Genomic DNA, 20,248 nt, shown 5'->3' with positions numbered 1-20,248 from the left:
GCAGATAGTCTACGAGGATTTGGCGGAAAAGCTCAACCGAAGGGGGCGTTACCCCTGGAAACAGCACAAACCGGCACTCCGTACACCTGCAGGCCAGAAAACCTCGTACTTTCGCGCCCTCTTCTCCGTTGCCCTTGCTCCCGTCCTCCCCCCCTTCGGCGTATTCGTTGCCCTTGCCGGCCCAGTGGGAGCAGTATGCCCTGCGGCTGGTGAGCGGATGGGTGGCGCAGCCCGTGTTGCCGCCGGCCTATGAGCCCTGGCTTTACCAGCAGCCCGAGCACCTGGCCCTGCAGCCAAGCCCTGGGGAGCGGCTGCATTTTTTTCTGGAAGAACCCGCCGAAAACCGTACTGTAGCCCAGCTAGCCGTGTTTCTGAGCGCCGATGGGGCGGCCGCCCGCAGCCCCTGGCAGGCACCATTCGGGGCAGTGCAGCTCGCCCCAGACTTACCGGCCGCTGCCCTGCACGCTTTGCTAACTGCAGCGGAAACGGCCTTGCGGGAGCGGGGCGTCCGCCACCTCACCATGCGCCTGCCGGCCTTTGCGTACGAGCCCACCACTACGGCCCGTTTAGCTGAGGTGCTGCGGCAGCGGGGGTACGCGGTGAAACTGGCCGAAATCAACCATCACCTGCCGCTGCACCAGAGCTTTCGGGCGGGGCTGCATCCCTCGGAGCGGCGCCGCCTGCTTAAGTGTGCGCGGCACGGCCTGCAGTTTGAGCAGGAGCCACCACTGCTGCTGCCCTTGGCCTACGAGTTTCTGCGCCGCTGCCGCCTAGAAAAAGGGCAAGAGCTTTCCATGACATTGGAGCAGTTACAAACGCTGTTTCGGGCCCTGCCGCAGCAGGTATTCCTGTTCTCGGTACGGAACCCGGCCGGGGAGTGGGCCGCCCTTACCGTTGCCATTCGGGTGGGTAAGGATGTGCTGTACAACTTTTACCCGGCTAGTCCATTGGCTTACAATACGTTTAGCCCGGTAGTGCTGCTAAACGCCGGCTTACACGCCTTCGGCCAGGCCAGTGGCATGCGCCTGCTCGACCTGGGCACGTCCACGCTGCCGGAGGGCCTCAACCGTTCCTTGCTGCAGTTCAAGCGCCACCTGGGCGGCGTCCCGGGCCTTAAGCTGACACTGGAAAAAGCCCTGCACTAGCCGAGTAGCTTCGGGGTGAGGCGGGCCAGGTTATAGCCAAAGCAGGTGAAGCAGTTTTGCTAAGTAGCATAAGGAATACCTTGCACTCTTGCTCCTCGCAAAAGCGTAGCCGCGCCAGGAGTAACGGGCTGGGGGAGCAATAGTGCGTGAGCTCCAAGGGCACCACAACCCCTTATCTTTACCCCTTACCCCGCCGTCTTGCCCTGAGTCTTGCTGGCTTTTTCCCGCTTATGCCTACGCCCCCTGCCCAGCCCGAACCCCGCGCCGCCGTACTTGCCCGGTTGCTGCGCGGCTCGGTGGGCTCCGGGGTGGCCGTGGCTGCCCGCACAGCCGGGGCGCTGGTGCTCAATAAGTTGCTGGCCGTGTATGGTGGCCCGGGTGGCCTCACGCTGCTAGCGCACTTTCAAAACCTCATGGCTCTGTTCACCACCCTGCCCAACGACGGGGTGCATGTGGGCACGGTGAAATACCTGGCTCCGCTACGGGCCGGCTCGGGGCGCTACCGGGCTTGGCTGGGTGCCGGTCTGGGGCTGAATGCACTGGCCCTGCTGCTAAGCGCCGGGTTGCTGCTGCTGTGGCCGGGGCCGCTGGTGGGGGTATTCGGCACCGGCTGGGGCTGGACGCTGCTGTTTTGCCTGGGGCTGACGCTGCTGGTTGGGCACGCGTTTGTGGTGACGGTGCTGCTGGCCGCCGGGCGGTTGGGGGCCTACGTGGGGCTTACGGTGCTGCTCAGTGTAAGTGGGCCGGTGGCAGTAGCGGCGGTGCTGTACGCGGGTGGCGCGGTGCCCCATGCGCTGTTAGCCTACTTGCTGGCCCAGGGTGGTACGCTGCTGCCGGCCGCCGCCGTGGCCCGGCGGGCCGGGCTGCTGCCCCGGCTGCACGGGGCCTTCAGCCGCCCCGCGCTGCGCGGCCTGGGCCGGTTTCTGCTGATGGCCCTGAGTGTGCTGCTGTTCTCCAAAGCCGTGGATTTCAGCCTGCGGGAGGTGCTTATCCGGCAGTTTGGGTTGGCAGCCACCGATTTGTGGCAGGCCGTAGCCAAACTCTCCGACAACTATACCATGGTTTTTTCGGCTTTGATGAGCAGCGTGTATTATCCCCGGCTGGCGGCCCTGAGTGCCCGCCCCCAGGAGCGGGCCCGGCTGGTGCGTACCGTACTGGCGGGGCTGGCCCCGGTGCTGGCCCTGGGGCTGGTCTTGCTGTGGCTGCTGCGAGGCTGGCTTTTGCCCCTGCTGTTTGAGCCGCGCTTTGCCGCCGCTGCCTATCTGCTGGGCCCCCAGCTGCTGGCCGATTGGCTGAAGTTCCTGACCTGGATTCTGCTGTTTCTGCTCACGGCCCAGGCCCGGGTGGGCCGCTACGTAGCGGTACAGGCCGCCTCGGCGGTGCTGCTGGCGGGGTTGCTGGCGGGGTTGCTGCCGCGCTTCGGGCTGCTGGGTGCGCCCCTGGCTCAGGCCCTGCGCTATGGTTTGCTGCTGGGCTGGTGCCTCTGGTACTTCCGGCGCGCCATCCGGCCGGCCTGAGGTGCTAACGGGCCGGCCGTGCGTATCTTGCCCCCAATGCCCGCAGCTGAACAGCCCCTCGTCACTATTGTAGCGCTGTGCTACAACCACGCCCGGTTTCTGGAAACGGCCCTCGATTCCATTGTGGCCCAAACGTACCCGAACCTGGAGGTATTTCTGGTAGACGATGCCAGCACCGATGCTAGCCCGGAAATACTCCGCCGCTATGCCGCCGCCCACCCCGGCTGGCACCTGCGGCTGCTGCCCGCCAACGTGGGCAACTGCCAGGCGTTCAACTCCGCTTTCCGGGAGTCGGCGGGGGAGTTCATTATTGACTTTGCCACGGATGATGTGTTGCTGCCCGAGCGAGTAGCCCAACAGGTAGCAGCCTTTGCGGCGGCCGGCCCCCATTGCGGCATGGTATATTCTGATGCTGAGCTGATTGACGAAGCCGGCCAGTTTGTGCGCCCCCATTTCCGCCGCGACGCCAACGGGGGCTTGCACCCGCGTCCGGCCAGCGGTCCGGTTTTCGCCGACGTACTGGCCCGCTACTTCATCAGTACACCCACCATGCTTATGCGCCGGGCCACGCTGCTGCAGCTGGGCGGCTACGATGAAACCCTGGCCTACGAGGATTTTGACTTCTGGGTGCGGGCCAGCCGCCACTGGGAGTTCTACTTCCTGGATGCCGTAACCACCCGGAAGCGGCTGCACCCGCAGTCTATGTCCAGCAAAGGCTACCGCCCCCACGACCCCTACCTGCGCTCCACCATTGCAGTGTGCCGCAAAGCCCAGGTCCTGTGCCGTACCCCCGCCGAGCGGGCGGCCCTGGCCGTGCGGGTGCGCTGGGAGCTGCGCCAGGCCGTGCGCCACCAAAATTTTCCTGAAGCCCAGGACCTCTACCAGTTATTACGGGAACTCCGCGCCGTGCGCCCATTAGATTGGCTGCTGGGACAAGCCGCGAAGTGGAAAAGTTGATAACAATGTGTCCGACGCTAGACCAAAGGTTACGGAATGGCGTTGCCACTTCTCACTTCTCACTTCTCACTTCTCACTTCTCACTTCTCACTTCTCACTTCTCACTTCTCACTTCTCACTTCTCACGCCTAATTCCACCTCGTATAGCTCTACGCGGCCATCCTGGGCCAGCAGGCGCCGCCGGGGGTACCAGCTCAGCACCGAATCGGGGGAGTAGCGGATGAGCTTGCGGGTCAGCTCGTCGTTGCTGAGAGTGGCGCGGTTGAGCAGCAGCCAGGCGTGTTCCGTGGGTGCCAGGCGCACCGAGTCGCGGGCCCAGTAGCGGCGGTACTGCAGCCCGGCCGGCACCCGGAAACCATACATAAAATCGTAGTTGCCAATCAGGTAATCATCAACCAGTACCGTGCCGCGGGCTGGCCCCTGCAGGTGTTGCCGAAGTAAGCGGGCCTGCGCAAAATGCTCTGAAACCGACGGCTTCCGCATAAAATACACTGGCCGGATAGCCAGGGCCAGGGCCAGTACTACCACGGTAGCGCCCGCCAGGGCCGGCGCGCCGGGCAGCAGCCAGCGGGGCCACTGCCGCAAGCGGCTGCCCACGGTTACCGCCAGCAGCCACAGCCCTGGCAACGCATACAGCACGGCTACCGCATTGTGCAGCCAAACCACCAGCAGCAACAACAACAGGCCAGTTGCCCATAGCCGCCAGCCACCTTCCTGCACCACCCGCCGCAGCCCAAACCCCGCTGCTAGGGCCAGTGGGGGCAGGAGCGGAGTCGTCATGCGGGGTAGCAGGGTGATGGGGTTGTAGCTGCTGAGGGAAGTGCTGCCCACCCAGTACAATAGCAGCGTGCAGCCCGCCAGCAGTAGCCAGAATGGCCGGTCTGCGGCAGGGCTGGCAGTTCGTTCCCGGCCCACGGCCACCGCCGCCAGCACCAGCATCAGCCCCAGGCCCGCGCCTACAAAAAAGGCCAGCGGCTGCCAGGTAACACGGGCCAGCAGCGCCGCCCGGTTGCCCACGAGGTAGTTACCTTCCTTTAAAAATTCGTTGGTATGCTCAATAAGATGGATGCGGTACAGCGCGTCGCCGGTGTGGTGCTGGTACAGGCCCAGGTACCCCAGCAGCAGCAGCCCGCCAGTGCCCACCGCCACCAACCAGAACCGCCCATTGCGGCGGTGCCAGGCATCCAGCCCCATCAAGCCCAGATAAAAAGGCAGGTAGTACACAATGGTTTCCTTGCTGAGCAGCGCGGCCAGGTTGAGTAGGGCAAATCCGGCACCCCACCACCCGGCCCGGCGACCCGGTTCCCGGCCCCGTAGCAGCACGGCCGCGCTGCCCAGGCACCAGAACATCAGTACATTATCGGGGTAGAGGTAGTTGGTGAGGTTGAGGGTGAAATAGTGCAGTCCCAGTAGTAGCATGGCGCCAGCGGCCACCACTGGCTCCCGGCGGCGGTACAGCCTCCAGATTAGCCCCGCGCAGCCCAGCGTGGTCAGCAAAGGCCACAGGGTGGCGCTGATGATGTTGAGCCCGAACAGCTTGAAAAATACGGCTACCGGCCCAAAAATCAGGTAACGCTCCTTCAACGGGTCGTGTAGCAGGCCCTGTGGGTCGGGGGTCAGCCGGAAGGTACCCTCCAAAAGCTGGTGGGCGTAGCGGGAATAATAGTAGTCATCGAGGGCATAGAGGCCTTCGTGGGTCAGGAAGAAATAAGCCAGGGTGAGGGTCACTACAAACAGCAGCGTCCAGTCCGGCAAACGGGGTATAGTTCGGTTCACCGGGGCAAGATAGTGAAGGCCTGAAAGGTGCTGGGTAAAGCACACCGCGTACCGGTTGACCGGTGAGGGATAGGCAGCAAATCAACCGCCCGTCTCCGCGCCTGCGCGGAACCGTGGGGGCAGATGCTGCCCTGGTCCTGCTCCCATCGGCGCGCGAGGTTCCTCCGCCCGGAATAAGGTGCCCCTCTCTCGCCTCTCAGCCCCTTCCCATATCTTGCGGCCCATGTCGCGTCGTCTCTTGCTTCTGTTGCTGCCGTTGTTGCTCTTGCTGTTAAGCGGGGCAGGGTTGGGCTGCTACTTTGAAACCAACGATGACCTGACCATTGTGGCCCTGCTTCGGGGCGAAACGGCCGCCACCCCAGTCACCGACCTCTACCTCTACTTCCACGGATTTGCCTGGGCCTGGAGCCAGTTATACGCCGCTCACCCTGCTGTACCCTGGTACGGCCTCACGCTATACGGGCTGCTGTACGTGGCCACGGTGCTGATATGTGCGGTGCTGTGGCGGGTGCTGCGGCCCCACGCCGACCCCCGGGCAGCGCTGGCGGTGCTGGTGTTGTTCTGGAGCGTAGCGTGGTTGGAGCATAGCCTCTGGTTCAACTACATGCGGGTCCCGCTGCTGCTGGCCGGAGCCGGGGTGCTGTTTGCCGCCCAACGCGCACCGGTGCGGTGGGCGCTGGCGGTAGGTATGCTGGCGTTTGGCATAAGCTGGCTGATTCGGCCCAGCGCGGCCATACTGGGTGCCGCCGCCGCTGCGCCCGGCGCGTGGTGGCTGGGGGGCCGGCGCAGCCTGCCGGTGCTGGCCGGGGCAATGGCTTGGGCCGTAATGGGGGCGCTTTGGCTTAACCTTACCTGGAGCCCCGCCGCCGCCACGTTTCGCCGCCTCGATGTACTCAAGTCCAACCTCAACGACTTTCAGCTAAACGCGCCGCCAGTACTGCCACTTTCCCCCTCCGACAGCCTGGGACTAGCCGCCGCCCGCAACTGGATGCTGGCAGATTCTACGCTGGTGAATGAGCCCATGTTTGCCCGCGCGGCCCCGTTTCGGCTGGAGTATTTTTTAACGAAAACGGCTCCTGTCAAGCTACTGATGCTGTTTCGCCAGCTTCCCCGCGACTATTTCCCGCTGCTCCTGATAGTGGCCGTTACCGGGGCGCTGCTGTGGGGGCAGCCCCGCAGCCGCTGGTTTTGGCTGGTGCAAATTGGTTACGTGGGGCTGCTGCTGGGCCTGGGAATAGTGCTGAAACTGCCGCCCCGGCTGGCCCTGCCTCTGCTGGATTTCTGGGTGATTGGAAACCTGATTTTCGTATTGGGCCGCCAGTCGTTGCCGCGCCGGGCAGTGCCAGTGCTGGTGGCCGTACTGGCGCTGGCCTCGGTGCCCTACGGGTACAAAATCTGGCACCGCAGCCAGGTACTGGCGCAGGAGGAGCAGCGCAACTACCAGCGGCGGAAGAATCTGTACAAGCTGGCAGGCCGCGCCGATGTTGTAGTGTCCGATTTGTGGGAGGAAACCTACAAGTCGCAAAGCCCCCTCACGGAAGGACACCCGCCGGGAATTTATGCTTCCCGAATCGTCAAACCCCGCAAGTACCTTTCCCTGCTGGGCTGGCAGACCCTGCACCCTTCGCAGCCTGCGCTCCGGCAGCAGCTCACCGGCTCCCGCAACTTCACGGCGGCTCTGCGGCGGCTGGGGCGGCTCCCGAACGTAGCTTGGCTGCTTTCCCCGGAAGGCGCGGCCCTGCTCAACCGCCACCTGGCCTTACGCCGGCAACCCGGGCAGCCGCTGATGCAGCTGGTACCTGCTCAGCCCAACTACCGAACCCAGAAAAATGCTATGCATGCATACCTTTTTCGTGCAAAATTCCAGCATTCATCTTCGAAAGCCAAAATTTTGTAGTTCACCCTGGACTTATTCCAGCTATGCAGGTGTGGGGGAACTGTACCTTTGAAGTTGCTAGTACCTTTTGCTCCCAATCCCCATGATTACCGCCAACATGACCTCCCGCGGGGAAGTACTCCAACACATGGAAGGCTTCCTGAAAGACAACCTGGGCACTTTTCTGAAAAGTGTGGAAACCAGCTGGCAGCCCTCCGACTACCTGCCTGATTCCCGGCTTGATACTTTTTTTGATGAGGTAAAGCTGTTGCGCGAGCGGGCCAAGGAGTTGAGCTACGACCTGCTGGCCGTACTCATCGGCGACACTATCACGGAAGAAGCGCTGCCCAACTACGAGGCCTGGTTTCACCAGCTTGATGACCTGAACCGGGACCCTGACAACGGCTGGGCCCAGTGGATCAGAGGCTGGACGGCGGAGGAAAACCGCCACGGCGACCTGCTCAACCGCTACCTCTACCTCTCGGGCCGCGTGAATATGCGCGAGTTTGAGGTGAGCACCCAGTACCTGATTGCCGATGGGTTCGACCTGGGTACGGCCCACGACCCGTACCGCGCCTTTGTGTACACCAGCTACCAGGAAACGGCCACCAATCTCTCGCACCGCCGCGTGGGCCAGCTAGCCCGCAAAGTTGGCGACGATGGCCTGTCCAAAATCTGCGGCATGATTGCCGGTGACGAGAACCGGCACGCCCGCGTGTACAAAACCTTCGTGGAGAAGATTTTTGAGGTTGACCCCTCCGAAATGATGCTGGCCTTTGAAGATATGATGCGCAAGAAGATTGTAATGCCCGCACACTACATGCGCGAGATGGGCGTGGAAATGGGTAAAACCTTCGGCCACTTCACCGATGCGGCCCAGCGACTGGGCGTGTACACCAGCCACGACTACACCGACATTCTGGACACGCTTATTGCCGACTGGAAAGTCGAACAGATTACCGGCCTCACCGGCCCCGCCGAAAAAGCCCGGGAGTACATTATGGCGCTGCCTAACCGTTTGCGCCGCGTGGCCGACCGTATGCCGGTGCCCAAGCTGGAGTACAAGTTCAAGTGGATTGAGTAGCCAATTGGTGCTTAATTATTAGAGTTTGGCTAGCAGTGGCTAGCCGCAAGGCAACAACAGAAACCATCGACACAAAAAGAGGCCCCGCCGTAATCCGGCGGGGCCTCTTTCGTATGCATCAAGCGCTAAAAGCTAGCGTTGGGTGCCCATTACCAGCTTGCCGCTGGGGTCGAGAGTGTACTCTACGGTGCGGTTGCCGGCGGTTTTCGTTGAGTCAGTCGAGGTTACCGGGAATGTGCGCACCAGCTTGTTGCCACTGATTTGGTACATGTCCTGGCCGGAATACCCCATACCTGCCTGCCCACCCGGGGTGCCGGGGAAGCTGATGGGCGTGTAGCCCCGCTCAGCAAACTCATAGGCGTACAAGCCTCCATTGGCTTTCCTGTTATCGGTCATGATGTAGAGCTCGGGCTTGCCGTTACCGTTAAGGTCAGCGGCGGCTACATTGGTTACTGCTCCAGTAACTTCCATCCGCAGCGGATCAATGGTTTGGGCCGAACCCCGGTACGAGCGGACACTCACTACGCGGGGCTCCTGGGAGCCAAACGTTTTCACCGTAAAGCGGTAGTCGCCTTGGGTTACTTCCCGGTTGAAGCTTACGTCGCTTTCGTCAACGGTGGGAGTAGAGGGCAACGTGTCCGAAGAAGATTCACTGGCTACCTGGCGCGTAGAGTCGCAGGCAGTGAGCGTGGCGGCCACCACGCCGGTAGCCAGCAGCAGACAAGATAGGGAGGAGGTACGCATGGGTAAAAATGAAGATTAGGGAAGATGCAGCAAATTGCTTCGGTACTCACCAAAGCAGAAGTTCATCGGGGGAGAGTTTGGCAGTAATTAACGCAATGTAGCCAGATTAAGTTGTATTTTTTCTATTATCTGAGCATTACGTTAACAGGGTTCATCTATATATAAAATAATTTATACACCTGCAGTATTGCCGCATTGCGGGTCCTGAAAAACGAGAGTGGGTTCAGGCTACTACTTGCACCCCTTTCCAAAAAGCCACCCGGTTCTTGATGGCTGCGGCGGCCTCTTTGGGCTCCGGGTAGTACCAGGCTGCATCTTTATTTAGCTCCCCCGCAACGCGCAGGGAGTAGTAGCTGGCCCGACCTTTCCAGGGGCAGGAGGTGTGGGCGATACTGTCCTCGAAAAACTCCTGCTTAATGGCATCTGCGGGGAAGTAATGGTTGTTTTCGATAACAATGGTGTCGTTGCTTTCGGCAACAACGGTGTCTTTCCAGATGGCTTTCATAGGGGAAGGAATTGGATGATGAATGGCTGTTTACACTCGGCTGCCCGTAGGCTTTTGCTGAGTGGCGCGAAAAGGCGGGCAGCCGGAAATATCCAGCCAGAACCAAAATCAGGCAACCGTAAACCAACTCGGCCGCCGCGTTGTTCTACTGGCTCACTCCCCATCTACTATGTCCGCAGGCTTTCGTTTCCGGGATTTTACGCCCGAGGAGTCCGGTAATCCTGGCTTCGACTCTCTTTTCAAGATATTTATGCAGCTGGTTACCATCACCAGCGGCGACGTGAGTGAGGCCCTGCAGTGGCTCAATGAGCTGGATAAGCAGTACGGCCTTACCAACGACGAGTACGGCATGGGCGACTTTATCGAGGACCTGAAGAAAAAAGGGTACATCGATGAGAATCCGCAGGAGCCGGGCGCGTTCAACATCACGGCCAAGAGTGAGCAGAACATCCGCCGCTCGGCTCTGGAGGAAATCTTCGGCAAGCTCAAGAAATCGGGCACCGGCAACCACCGCACGCCCCACACCGGCCAGGGCGACGAAATGAGCACCGATATGCGGGAGTTCCGCTTCGGCGACTCCCTGGAGCAGATTCAGATGACCGAGTCCATTCGCAATGCCCAGCTCAACCACGGCATGGATGACGACAACTTCATGCTGACCGAGGGCGACCTGGAAGTGCGCGAGAATGAGCACAAAAGCCAGACCAGCACTGTGCTCATGATTGATATTTCGCACTCCATGATTCTGTACGGGGAGGACCGCATTACGCCCGCCAAAAAGGTGGCCATGGCCCTGGCCGAACTGGTGAAGCAGAAGTACCCCAAGGACTTCCTCGACGTGATTGTGTTCGGGAATGATGCCTGGCAGATTGAGGTGAAGGAGCTGCCCTACTTGCAGGTAGGCCCTTACCACACCAACACGGTGGCCGGCCTGGAGCTGGCCCTGGACCTGCTGCGCAAGCGCAAAACGGCCAACAAGCAGATTTTCATGATTACTGACGGTAAGCCCACCTGCCTAAAAGAACCCGGTGGCTACTACAAAAACTCCTTCGGCCTGGACCGCAAAGTGGTGAACCGCACCCTGAACCTGGCCGCCGCCGCCCGCCGCCTGAAAGTGCCCATCACCACCTTCATGATTGCCGACGACCCCTACCTGCGCAGCTTCGTGCAGGAGTTCACGGAGGTAAATCAGGGTAAAGCCTATTACAGCTCCCTGAAGGGCCTGGGTCACCTGATTTTTGAGGATTATAAGCAAAACCGGCGCAAGTCGCTGTAGGGGCCAAACGGCTCAATCAACGAGCTATCTATAAGCTAAGCCGCCGAAGTTTCGTTACTTCGGCGGCTTTCGCTCTTAACTGTATATCATAATGAAATATTTATTACTGGCTTTATTGGGTGCATTGAGTGCCTGCGTCACCCTGCAAACAGCATCCATCACTCCTGTTGAAACCCCGGTGCCATCCTCGGTGGTGGTATTGCGGGGCACCATCCGCCACGCCCAAACCGGCGACAGTGTGTGGCTCTGGCGGAAACTGCCCCAATACAACCACCGCACTAAACACGCCGTGGCCGTGGCCCCAGACGGCTCGTTTCTGCTCCGGTTGCCAGACGTAACCGCCGGGTTTGATGCTCAACTCACGCATGGCCTCATCGTGTACCTATCTCCTGGCGACTCGCTGGAACTCGCCGCCGACCGACGGAATTTCAACGAAACGCTGCAGTTTAGGGGACGTGGGGCTCATGCCAATAATTATCTGGTGCAGGCGCAGCGCCAGTTTGATTTCGACTTTGCCGGATTACCGGAGAAGCAGCACGCCACGGCCAACCCCGCCGAGTTTGTGGGTTTGGTGGATGCCTACCACCAGCGGCAGCTGGATACGCTGGCTGCCTGGCACTTCCGCCAGCCTCTGCCCGCTGATCTGGTACAGCTGCGGCGGCAGGTGCTGGATTTGCAACGCGGACTATCGTTGCTGCGCTACGCCGATAATCTAAAGGCCGCTACCAAGCACGAACCGGAATTGCCGGCTGGTTACTTCCATTTTCTAGGAAAATTGCCGTGGCCCGCTGAAGGTGTTGATGCCTGCCGGCCCGCCTTATTGCAAACGGTAGCATCCTTAAATGGAGCATACCGCTACTTCTTTCTGGTGAATCCGGCCGGCCAGCTGTCGGCTGCTCCCGATGCTGCCCCGCAGTTGCACGCACGCACAACAGCTGATGTGGGGGATAATGTGCTCCGCGACCAGATAATTGGCGCGTTGTTAGCGAATCAGTTGTTCGACTTCTCAGAAACCAGCCGGCCGGCCGTACAGGCGTTTCTACCGGTTTTCCGGGCTCACAACCACGATTCAGCAACGGCCCGGAACCTGCGGTATGCTTGGCGTACTACGGCGGGGCTGCAAGCCGGCAGTTCTGCCCCGGATTTTACCTTACATGACCTTGCTGGCAAGTCAGTGTCCTTACACAATTTCCGGGGGAAGGTGGTCTATCTTGATTTCTGGTATAGCAGCTGCACGCCCTGTCTGGCTGAAGCGCCGGCAGGTGCCCGATTAAAAAAGCAGTTTCAGGGCCGCGACGTGGTATTTCTCTACGTGTCGGTGGATCGTAAAGCTGAGGAATGGCAGCGCGCTGTTACCAAATTCAACTTGGGTGGTGCAAGTAGTGTGCACCTGCTTGACCCTGCTGCCATGCAAGCCGCGTCAGCTTACGGTGTGAGTGTCTACCCCAATTACTGGATCATCGGCCGCGACGGCCGCGTCTGGCGCTCTGCGGCCCCGAGACCCTCGGCTGGAGCGGAAATTGTTGCTTTGCTGGAACAGGCGCTAGGATCAAAGCCAAAGTAGGAGCCGTAATTTTTTACGCTTCTCGCCGAAATTCAGGCCGAACCAACCGCCCGGCTTGCTGGTTATAGTAACATCCGTCCCGAAGCCGGGTCCGGCCTTTTCTGCCGCGCCACGTGCTGTGGCTGCGGATTATCCACCCCCCTTCTATGACTCAACCCGACATCCGCACCTTGGGTGCCTTGAAGCAGTCTGGCTACCAGCCCCGCTCCGTAAAACAGGAGTTGCGTGACAACCTGATTCAACGATTAAAAAATAAACAGGACGTATTTCCTGGTATTTACGGCTACGAGGAAACCGTTATTCCGGAGCTGCAGCGCGCCGTGCTGGCCGGGCACCACATCAACCTGCTGGGCTTGCGCGGCCAAGCCAAAACCCGCATTGCCCGCCTGCTGGTGGGGCTGCTGGACGAGTACGTGCCTGTGGTGGCCGGCTCCGAATTGAACGACGACCCTTTGCAGCCGTTGAGCGTGTATGCCAAGAACCTCGTAGCTGAGAAAGGCGACGACACGCCCGTGGCCTGGTTGCACCGCGACGAGCGGTACACCGAGAAGCTGGCCACCCCCGACGTGTCAGTGGCCGACCTCATCGGCGACGCCGACCCCATCAAAGCGGCTACGCTCAAGCTGCCGTACTCCGACGAGCGGGTGATTCACTTCGGGCTGATTCCGCGGGCGCACCGCGGTATTTTTGTGATTAACGAGCTGCCCGACTTGCAGGCCCGTATTCAGGTGTCGCTATTCAATATTCTGCAGGAAGGCGACATTCAGATTCGGGGCTTCAAGGTGCGGCTGCCGCTGGATCTGCAGTTTGTGTTCACGGCTAACCCTGAGGATTACACTAACCGGGGTTCCATTGTCACTCCGCTCAAGGACCGTATTGACGCCCAGATCATTACGCACTACCCGAAATCCATTGAAATCGGTAAGCGCATTACCAAGCAAGAGGCCCGCATCCGGGAGGAGCAGCGCGGCCTGGTAACCACCAACGACGTGGTGCACGACCTGGTGGAGCAGGTAGCCATTGAGGCCCGGGGCTCCGAGTTCGTGGATGCCAAGTCGGGCGTATCGGCCCGCCTCACTATTTCGGCCTACGAGCAGGTAATTGCGGCGGCTGAGCGCCGGGCCCTCATCAACGGCGAAAACCACACCTACGTGCGGATTGCCGACTTCCTGGGGGCTGTGCCGGCCGTAACGGGCAAGGTGGAGCTGGTGTACGAGGGTGAGCAGGAAGGCGCGGGCATTGTGGCGGAGAAGCTGATGGGCAAGGCTTTGCGCACCCAGTTTCTGCAATACTTCCCCGACCCCGAGAAAACCAAGAAGCAAAAGGACAAGCCCAACCCCTACAAGCCCGTGCAGGACTGGTTCGGCTCCCGGACTATTGATTTGCTGCACGACGCCTCCGACGAGGACTACCGCAAGATGCTGGAGGTGGTGCCGGGCCTAAAAGACGTAGTGCAGCAAAGCGTGCCCGCCGAGTTGAGCAAGGAAAACCTGCACTTCTGGATGGAGTTTGCCCTGCACGGGATGGCCGAGCACAGCCTGATTTCGCGCAACCGCCTCACGGCTGGCTCCCAGTTCAAGGATTTGCTCAGCAGCATGTTCACCATGCCCAACTTCGGCGACGACGATGACGACGACGAGGAATACCAATCCTCCAAAAAGCGCAAGCGCCGGTAGGTAGGCAAACCACCAGCAATTAGCAAGATGGCCCGCTTTCCGCCAAACTGGCTGGAAGCGGGCCATCTTGCTAATTGCTGGTGGCCGAATGATACGGCTGGCACCAGACTGGGCCCTCAAGTTCCCGGCTTCGCACAGAAATACTCTGTGTTTGGAGAGAAAGAGGTCCAGCCTGGCTAATGAGCCTGCAAAGTGGCGGAGGCGTGCTGTTCCTTTGTAGTGTTCCCGGCAGGCAAGCCCCGCCGCATCTCTCTTCAACACTCCTACCTACACCGGTCATATGAAAGCTGTTCTCGCCGCCCGTTTCGCCTGCCTCGCCTTGGTTCTTGCTTTGCTGGCTCCCAGCATCCCTGCTTCGGCGGGTAACAATGGCCCGGCTCGTTATTACAAAGGCGGTATGCACCGCCCCGTGTACAAGAAATACCAGCCCGGCTGCCGCTGGATTTTCCAGAAGCGCTAGGCTGCCTGGAGCCAAGCTCCCGGCAGATAAAAGGCCCCGTCTACCAAGTGGTAAGCGGGGCCTTTTGCTGTCGTAGCTGCTCAAAAGGTATTATCCTGAGCGAAGCGAAGGACCTTATCCCATCCCAACGACTTGTTGGGATGGGATAAGGTCCTTCGCTTCGCTCAGGATAACAACTGGCTTTCGCTAAGGCAACTTCCTGAATAACTTCGTTGAAACGAAGCCGAAGCTTACGCCTCGTTTACTACAATCTTGTCGATGGTGTCATTCGCCTTAATCTGGTCGATAACGTCCTGGCCTTCTACCACTTTGCCGAAGCAGGTGTGGTTGCGGTCGAGGTGGGCGGTATTGTCGCGGGAGTGGCAGATGAAGAACTGGGAGCCTCCGGTGTTGCGGCCGGCGTGGGCCATGCTCAGCACGCCACGGTCGTGGTACTGGTTGCCGCCGTTCAGTTCGCAGTCGATTTTGTAGCCGGGGCCGCCGGTGCCGGGCGTGCCGCTGGCCCCCGCGCGGGTGTTGGGGCAGCCGCCCTGAATCACGAAGTTTGGCAGCACGCGGTGAAACTTCAGGCCGTCGTAGTAGCCCTTCTGAGCCAGGTCGGTGAAGTTTTTAACGGTGTTGGGCGCGTCTTGCTCGTAGAACTCAACTTTCATCACGCCTTTGTTGGTGTGGATTTCGGCAGTTTTCATGGAAATGAAACGTGGGTGGAATGGCCCGTATACGTATACAAGGCCACCGGCGGGTGCCGCCGGGCACAAAGGTAGCCAAAATGCCCGCCGCAAAACATCCAAGCAACGGTCGGGCTCGTAAGCAGATTCTCTAAGCTGGCCCGTAAGGGATTCGCTCTTCTTTTCTCTCCAACCAACCCTCTCTTTCGCTTTCGTATGAACCACACGCAGCGCTTCGCCACTTTCGCTCTGTTTTCCGCTGCCCTGCTGGGCCTCAGCAGCTGCGGCGACAATAAGCCCGCCGAAACCGCCACTGCTCCCACCGGCTCCATGGAAACTACCGTTGACTCCACGGCCATGCTCGCCGACTCGGCCCGCATGGGAAAAACCGACGGTGTAATGGTGGACGGCGTGGCCATGACGCCCGATAAAACCATTGTGCAGAACGCCGTAATGGCCCCCAGCGTAACTACCCTGGTGAAAGCCGTGCAGGCCGCCGGCCTCGATGGCGCCCTCAGTGGCCCCGGCCCCTTCACGGTATTCGCCCCCACCAACGCCGCCTTCGACAAGCTGCCTAACGGCGCACTGGCTGGCCTGCTGAAGCCCGAAAGCAAGGAAAAGCTAAAAGGTGTGCTCACCTACCACGTTATCCAGGGTCGTCTGGTAGCTCAGGACCTTAAAGACGGGCAGGAGCTAACTACCATGAACGGGGAGAAGCTGAAAGTATCCGTGAAGGAGGGCAAAATCATGATTGGCAATGGCACCGATGCCCCCGTGAATATCCTTACGCCCGACGTAATTTCCAGCAATGGTGTTACCCACGTAATCGACGGCGTGGTGCTGCCGCTGGCCAAGTAACGTACCCAAATTTCCTGATTGATAGAAAAGCCCGGCTGTTTCAGCCGGGCCTTTTTTGTGGCATCAGGACAGATGCAGAGGAAGGTGCCGAAATATAACGTCATGCTGAGCGCAGCGAAGCATCTCGCGTGCTGATGTTGTGGTGCTATTCAGACGTCAGCACGCGAGATGCTTCGCTGCGCTCAGCATGACGTGCTACGTCGTATGCACTTATTGCCTGCGAAATACTTCGGCTCCGCTTTGTGTAACGTTCGGGGCTGCTACAAGCCGGCGCCGTCGGTGATGCGCTCGGCAAAACCGGCCCAGTCACCTTTTTCCTTTTTGGCCACGGTGGTGGAGAGGTGGTCGTGGAGAATATTGGCGAAGGGCATGGGCACCAGGTGGGTGCGCGACTCGTCCAACACCAGGCGCATATCCTTGCGGATGATGGCCGGGGCCGCACCCACTGGCTGGTAATGTCGCTCGGCCACTAGCTTGCCGTAGCCTTTATAAATGGGCGTGTTGAAGAGGGTAGAGGTGAAGAACTCGTACACCTGCTGCCGCTCCAGTCCGCTTTTCTGAGCCAGGGTGAAGGCTTCGGCCATGGCTTCAATGGCCGCGCCCAGCATGAAGTTGCCGCAGAGCTTAACGGTGCTGGCAGCCCCGGCATCGTCGCCAAAATCGTGGGTGCCTTGTCCCAGAGCACCGAGCAGGGGCGTGACTTTGCGCCGGGCACTGGCCTCGCCGGAAATGGCCAGCCACAGCTTGCCGGCGGCGGCCACATCGGGCTTGCCGAACACGGGCGTGGCTACCAAAGCGCTACCGTGGCGGGCGTGGGCTTCGGCCAGGCGGCGGTTGGTAGCGGGGGCTACGGTGCTGCAGGAGGCGTGCACGGCTCCGGCGGGCAGGGCCGGCAGCAGCCCATCGGGCCCTAGGCACAGCTCCTCCAAAGCGGCGTCGTCCGTCACCATCGTAAAGGCGAAACTGGCCCCGGCTACGGCCTCGGCGGGCGTGGCGGCCACGGTGGCACCCAGCTTTTGGAGGGCGGCGGCTTTGCTGGCGGTGCGGTTATATACGGTGAGGCGGTGGCCGGCTTTGAGCAGATTTTCGGCCATGGCCTCGCCCATGTTCCCCAGGCCGAGGAAGGCTACGTTATGCTGTGTCAAGGGTGAAGTTGTGAAGGGTGAAGTTGTGAAAGACGGGTGCGGTCAACCCGCAAGCGCCGCCTCCTACACTACGGAAAGCAGCGCTTATATGGTCTATTTCGCAACTTTACTATCTCACAACTTCACCATTTCACAACTTCACCATCTACTTCCGGTTGTCATCGGCTTGCTGCATGCTCACGTAGCTGTCGTAGCGGGGTAGGGCAATGCGGCCTTTATCCACGGCCTCGCGTACGGCGCAGCCCGGCTCGTGCAGGTGCTGGCAGTTGTGGTAGCGGCACTGGTTGAGCAAGGCGCGCATTTCGGGGAAGTAGTGCGCGAGTTCGCCCGGCTTCATATCCACCAGCCCTAGCTCTTTGATGCCTGGCGTATCAATGAGGTAGGTGCCTGGGCGCACTTCCAGCATTTCGGCGAAGGTGGTGGTGTGCACGCCCTTATCGGAAAACTCACTGATTTCGGCCGTTTTCAGGTCCAGGTCGGGCACCAAGGCATTGATGAGCGTGCTTTTACCCACTCCCGAGTGCCCCGAGAGCAGGGATACTTTGCCGTCGAGCAGGGCGTCGATATCGGCCACACCCTCGCCGGTGTGGGCCGAGCACCGCAAGCCGGGGTAGCCCACGCGGGCGTACATTTTCAGAATCTGGTCTTGGTAATCGGCCAAATCTTCGTCGTACAGGTCGGTTTTGTTGAACAGGAGCGTAACCGGAATGCTGTATGCCTCGGCCGTCACCAGAAACCGGTCAATAAACCCGAACGAGGTGGCCGGCGACGCCAGCGTCACCACCAGCAACGCCTGGTCGAGGTTGGCGGCCACAATGTGGGCGTGCTCACTCTTGTGCACCGAACGGCGGATGATGTAGTTGCGCCGGGGCTCGATGTGGTGAATAACGCCGGCACCTTCCGTTTGCTCTTCCACGGTAAACTCCACCTGGTCGCCCACGGCCAGGGGGTTGCTCACCTTCAGGCCCTTGTGCTTGAACTTGCCCCGCAGCCGGCAGCGGTGCAGCTGCCCAGTTGCTTCGCGCACCACGTACCAGGAGCCGGTTGATTTAACGATGATTCCAGTCATAGAGGTGAAATGGTGAAATTGTGAGGTGGTGAAGTGGTGAGTTCGATGTGCAATGCGCGCAGGTAGCGCCAACAGAACATCAAACTCACCATTTCACAATTTTACCACCTCACCAATCCAGTGCATGATTTTTCGGGTGGCACCGCTGTGGTCGTGCACGTAGTCCAGGCTAATATCCTGCACGTGGAGGCGGGCTTCCTCGCGGTGGTAGAGGGGACCAAAGGCAGTCAGCAGCTCATCGGCCGAGGCAATGGGAAAGGCGCAGCCCCGTTCCACCAAGTCGCGGGCTTCCTGAAACTTGTAGTAGCTGGGGCCAAAGAACAGCGGTAGCCCAAAGGCCGCGGCTTCCAGCGTGTTGTGCAGCCCCTTCCCAAAAGCTCCGCCCACGTAGGCAAAATGCCCAAAGCGGTAGAGCTGGCTCAGCAGGCCCACATTATCCATGAGCAGCACCCGGGCCTGGGCCACGGTGGCGGCATCGGCCTGGGAGTAGCGCACTACCAGGCCGGGCAACGTGGCCTCTACCTGCCGCAACGTGCTTTCCTCGATTTCGTGGGGGGCCACAATGAAGCGCAGCTCCTGCTGATACTGCCGCAGCAGGGGCGTGAGTACGGCAATATCCTCGGGCCAGCTGCTGCCGACAATCAGCACGGGGGCCCAGTCGTCGGTGAAGGCATCTACCAGCGGTAAGGAGCGGGGCGGGGCCGTGGCCGTGCGCACCACCGTATCGAAACGGGTGTCGCCGGCCACGCTGGTTTGGGTGATGCCAGCGGCCCGCAGCAGTTCCACGGAGGCCTGGTTTTGGGTGAAGATGTGGGTGAAGCGGCTCAGTATACGGCGAAAGAAACCGCCCCAGGGCTTGAAAAAAGCCTGTTCGGGCCGGAAGATGGCCGATACGCAGATAACCGGAACCTGGCGGCGCTGCAGCTCCGTGAGGAAGAAATACCAGAACTCATACTTCACAAACACCGCCAACCGGGGCCGTACCGCGTCCAGAAACGCCCGGGCGTTGGCGGCCGTGTCCAGGGGCAGGTAGAAGATGTAGGCTGCACCGGGCCAGTTCTTGCGTACCTCGTAGCCGGAAGGCGAGAAAAACGTCAGCACAATTTTATGGCCAGGGTGGTTGGCCGCGTAAGCCTCCATGAGCGGGCGGCCCTGCTCAAACTCACCCAGGGAGGCGCAATGAAACCACACCAACGGGGCCGTTTCCTCCCGCAGCGTTACCCGGATGTGAGCCAGCAGCCCCTGGCGGCCAGCCGTCCATTGGGCTGCTTTGGGCACAAAAGGTGCCACCAGCCGCAGCAGCAGCGCATACAGGTGAAGGCCGAGGGAATAAAGGAGGTGCAAGGAGGGTTACTTAGAGCTAGAGGCCGGAAACAAAGGAACAGAGCGCACCATACGATAATTAGGCAGTTCCACACCACGCACTACCACCTGTTGCTCCCGCTCCACTGTAAAACCATAATGGGCGAAAAACGGCCGGGCCGTTACACTGGCGTCCGTGTAGAGACTGGTTAGGCCCAGGCAGGTAGCGTGGGCCACTAAGGCTAGCAACAGTTGGCCCGCAATACCGCGCCGCTGGTGCCGGGTACTCACAAACAAAAAATCCAGGTAGCCATCGGTGGCCAGGGAGGCAAAGCCGCTCAGCGTTCGGGTCGCTTCATCCTCGGCTACCAGAAAGTGTTGGCTGCCAATTTTTGCTTCCCAGCCTGGCAAGTTCTGCCAGCCGCCCCGCCACGCGGCCATCTGCGCCGCAGTGTAGTCGGCGCAATTTACCTGCGTGATGGTGTCATAAAACAACTGGCCGATGCGCGGAGCATCGGCAGCCGTGGCCCGGCGGAGTAGCATACGACAAAAGTACAGCCTTCCGCTCATTCTCAACAAAAAAGCCCCGCCGTAACCACGGCGGGACTTTTTACATACACTCTAAG

18 protein-coding genes are annotated in these 20,248 nt (G+C 60.4%); 10 read left to right on the top strand and 8 right to left on the bottom strand.

Going from position 1 to position 20,248, the window contains the following annotated elements; translation table 11 throughout:
- Positions 1 to 134: 134 nt before the first annotated feature.
- From ABIB60_RS07745 to ABIB60_RS07735, 3 genes are all read left to right on the top strand, one after another.
- Positions 135 to 1,145, top strand: a complete 1,011-nt coding sequence (locus ABIB60_RS07745) for a hypothetical protein (RefSeq protein WP_354578934.1) — start codon at positions 135 to 137, stop codon at positions 1,143 to 1,145.
- Positions 1,146 to 1,375: 230 nt separating this feature from the next.
- Entirely contained in the window at positions 1,376 to 2,662 is a 1,287-nt protein-coding gene (locus tag ABIB60_RS07740; RefSeq protein WP_354578932.1) for an MATE family efflux transporter, read from the top strand.
- 36 nt (positions 2,663 to 2,698) lie between these two features.
- A complete protein-coding gene (locus ABIB60_RS07735; RefSeq protein ID WP_354578930.1) occupies positions 2,699 to 3,619 on the top strand; it encodes a glycosyltransferase in 921 nt (306 codons plus the stop codon).
- A gap of 108 nt (positions 3,620 to 3,727) precedes the next feature.
- On the opposite strand, the gene ABIB60_RS07730 is transcribed toward ABIB60_RS07735, so the two are convergent.
- Entirely contained in the window at positions 3,728 to 5,395 is a 1,668-nt protein-coding gene (locus tag ABIB60_RS07730) for an ArnT family glycosyltransferase (protein ID WP_354578929.1), read from the bottom strand.
- A 223-nt stretch (positions 5,396 to 5,618) separates the two neighbouring features.
- Here ABIB60_RS07730 and ABIB60_RS07725 point away from each other — a divergent pair, with 223 nt between their 5' ends.
- Together ABIB60_RS07725 and ABIB60_RS07720 are read left to right on the top strand one after the other, a co-directional pair.
- A complete protein-coding gene (locus ABIB60_RS07725) occupies positions 5,619 to 7,292 on the top strand; it encodes a hypothetical protein (protein WP_354578928.1) in 1,674 nt (557 codons plus the stop codon).
- An 82-nt stretch (positions 7,293 to 7,374) separates the two neighbouring features.
- A complete protein-coding gene (locus ABIB60_RS07720) occupies positions 7,375 to 8,355 on the top strand; it encodes an acyl-ACP desaturase (RefSeq protein ID WP_354578926.1) in 981 nt (326 codons plus the stop codon).
- A gap of 132 nt (positions 8,356 to 8,487) precedes the next feature.
- Here the strand turns inward: ABIB60_RS07720 and ABIB60_RS07715 are convergent, their stop codons facing one another.
- Positions 8,488 to 9,099, bottom strand: coding sequence for a hypothetical protein (locus ABIB60_RS07715; protein WP_354578925.1), 612 nt, complete (start codon positions 9,097 to 9,099; stop codon positions 8,488 to 8,490).
- A 223-nt stretch (positions 9,100 to 9,322) separates the two neighbouring features.
- Entirely contained in the window at positions 9,323 to 9,616 is a 294-nt protein-coding gene (locus ABIB60_RS07710) for a DUF427 domain-containing protein (RefSeq protein ID WP_502915114.1), read from the bottom strand.
- 157 nt (positions 9,617 to 9,773) lie between these two features.
- On the opposite strand from ABIB60_RS07710, the gene ABIB60_RS07705 reads away from it, so the two are divergent.
- The 4 genes from ABIB60_RS07705 (at position 9,774) to ABIB60_RS07690 (ending at position 14,580) form a co-directional block, all read left to right on the top strand.
- Positions 9,774 to 10,880, top strand: a complete 1,107-nt coding sequence (locus ABIB60_RS07705; RefSeq protein WP_354578923.1) for a vWA domain-containing protein — start codon at positions 9,774 to 9,776, stop codon at positions 10,878 to 10,880.
- 91 nt (positions 10,881 to 10,971) lie between these two features.
- Positions 10,972 to 12,444: a TlpA family protein disulfide reductase gene (locus tag ABIB60_RS07700; RefSeq protein WP_354578921.1), complete on the top strand. Its 1,473-nt coding sequence runs from the start codon at positions 10,972 to 10,974 to the stop codon at positions 12,442 to 12,444.
- 146 nt (positions 12,445 to 12,590) lie between these two features.
- On the top strand, positions 12,591 to 14,120 hold the full coding sequence (locus ABIB60_RS07695) for a sigma 54-interacting transcriptional regulator (RefSeq protein WP_354578919.1): 1,530 nt from the start codon (positions 12,591 to 12,593) through the stop codon (positions 14,118 to 14,120).
- Between the two features lie 280 nt (positions 14,121 to 14,400).
- Positions 14,401 to 14,580 carry a hypothetical protein gene (locus tag ABIB60_RS07690; RefSeq protein ID WP_315996468.1) on the top strand — a complete coding sequence of 60 codons (180 nt, stop codon included), beginning with the start codon at positions 14,401 to 14,403 and terminating at the stop codon, positions 14,578 to 14,580.
- A 230-nt stretch (positions 14,581 to 14,810) separates the two neighbouring features.
- Here the strand turns inward: ABIB60_RS07690 and ABIB60_RS07685 are convergent, their stop codons facing one another.
- Positions 14,811 to 15,269, bottom strand: a complete 459-nt coding sequence (locus tag ABIB60_RS07685; protein ID WP_354578918.1) for a peptidylprolyl isomerase — start codon at positions 15,267 to 15,269, stop codon at positions 14,811 to 14,813.
- Between the two features lie 195 nt (positions 15,270 to 15,464).
- Between ABIB60_RS07685 and ABIB60_RS07680 the strand changes: the two genes are divergently transcribed.
- Positions 15,465 to 16,106, top strand: a complete 642-nt coding sequence (locus ABIB60_RS07680) for a fasciclin domain-containing protein (protein WP_354578917.1) — start codon at positions 15,465 to 15,467, stop codon at positions 16,104 to 16,106.
- Positions 16,107 to 16,366: 260 nt separating this feature from the next.
- Here ABIB60_RS07680 and ABIB60_RS07675 read toward each other — a convergent pair whose 3' ends face one another.
- From ABIB60_RS07675 to ABIB60_RS07660, 4 genes are all read right to left on the bottom strand, one after another.
- Positions 16,367 to 17,251 carry an NAD(P)-dependent oxidoreductase gene (locus ABIB60_RS07675; protein ID WP_354578915.1) on the bottom strand — a complete coding sequence of 295 codons (885 nt, stop codon included), beginning with the start codon at positions 17,249 to 17,251 and terminating at the stop codon, positions 16,367 to 16,369.
- 145 nt (positions 17,252 to 17,396) lie between these two features.
- Positions 17,397 to 18,320, bottom strand: a complete 924-nt coding sequence (gene rsgA / locus ABIB60_RS07670; protein WP_354578914.1) for a ribosome small subunit-dependent GTPase A — start codon at positions 18,318 to 18,320, stop codon at positions 17,397 to 17,399.
- A gap of 93 nt (positions 18,321 to 18,413) precedes the next feature.
- A complete protein-coding gene (locus tag ABIB60_RS07665; RefSeq protein ID WP_354578913.1) occupies positions 18,414 to 19,664 on the bottom strand; it encodes a 3-deoxy-D-manno-octulosonic acid transferase in 1,251 nt (416 codons plus the stop codon).
- A gap of 6 nt (positions 19,665 to 19,670) precedes the next feature.
- Positions 19,671 to 20,165, bottom strand: coding sequence for a GNAT family N-acetyltransferase (locus ABIB60_RS07660; RefSeq protein ID WP_354578911.1), 495 nt, complete (start codon positions 20,163 to 20,165; stop codon positions 19,671 to 19,673).
- Between the last annotated feature and the right edge of the window lie 83 nt (positions 20,166 to 20,248).

This window comes from Hymenobacter sp. UYP22 (assembly GCF_040547285.1).
Lineage (GTDB): Bacteria > Bacteroidota > Bacteroidia > Cytophagales > Hymenobacteraceae > Hymenobacter.
The sequence above is the reverse complement of the archived record's forward strand: the minus strand, read 5'-3'. Positions and strand labels throughout refer to the sequence as shown.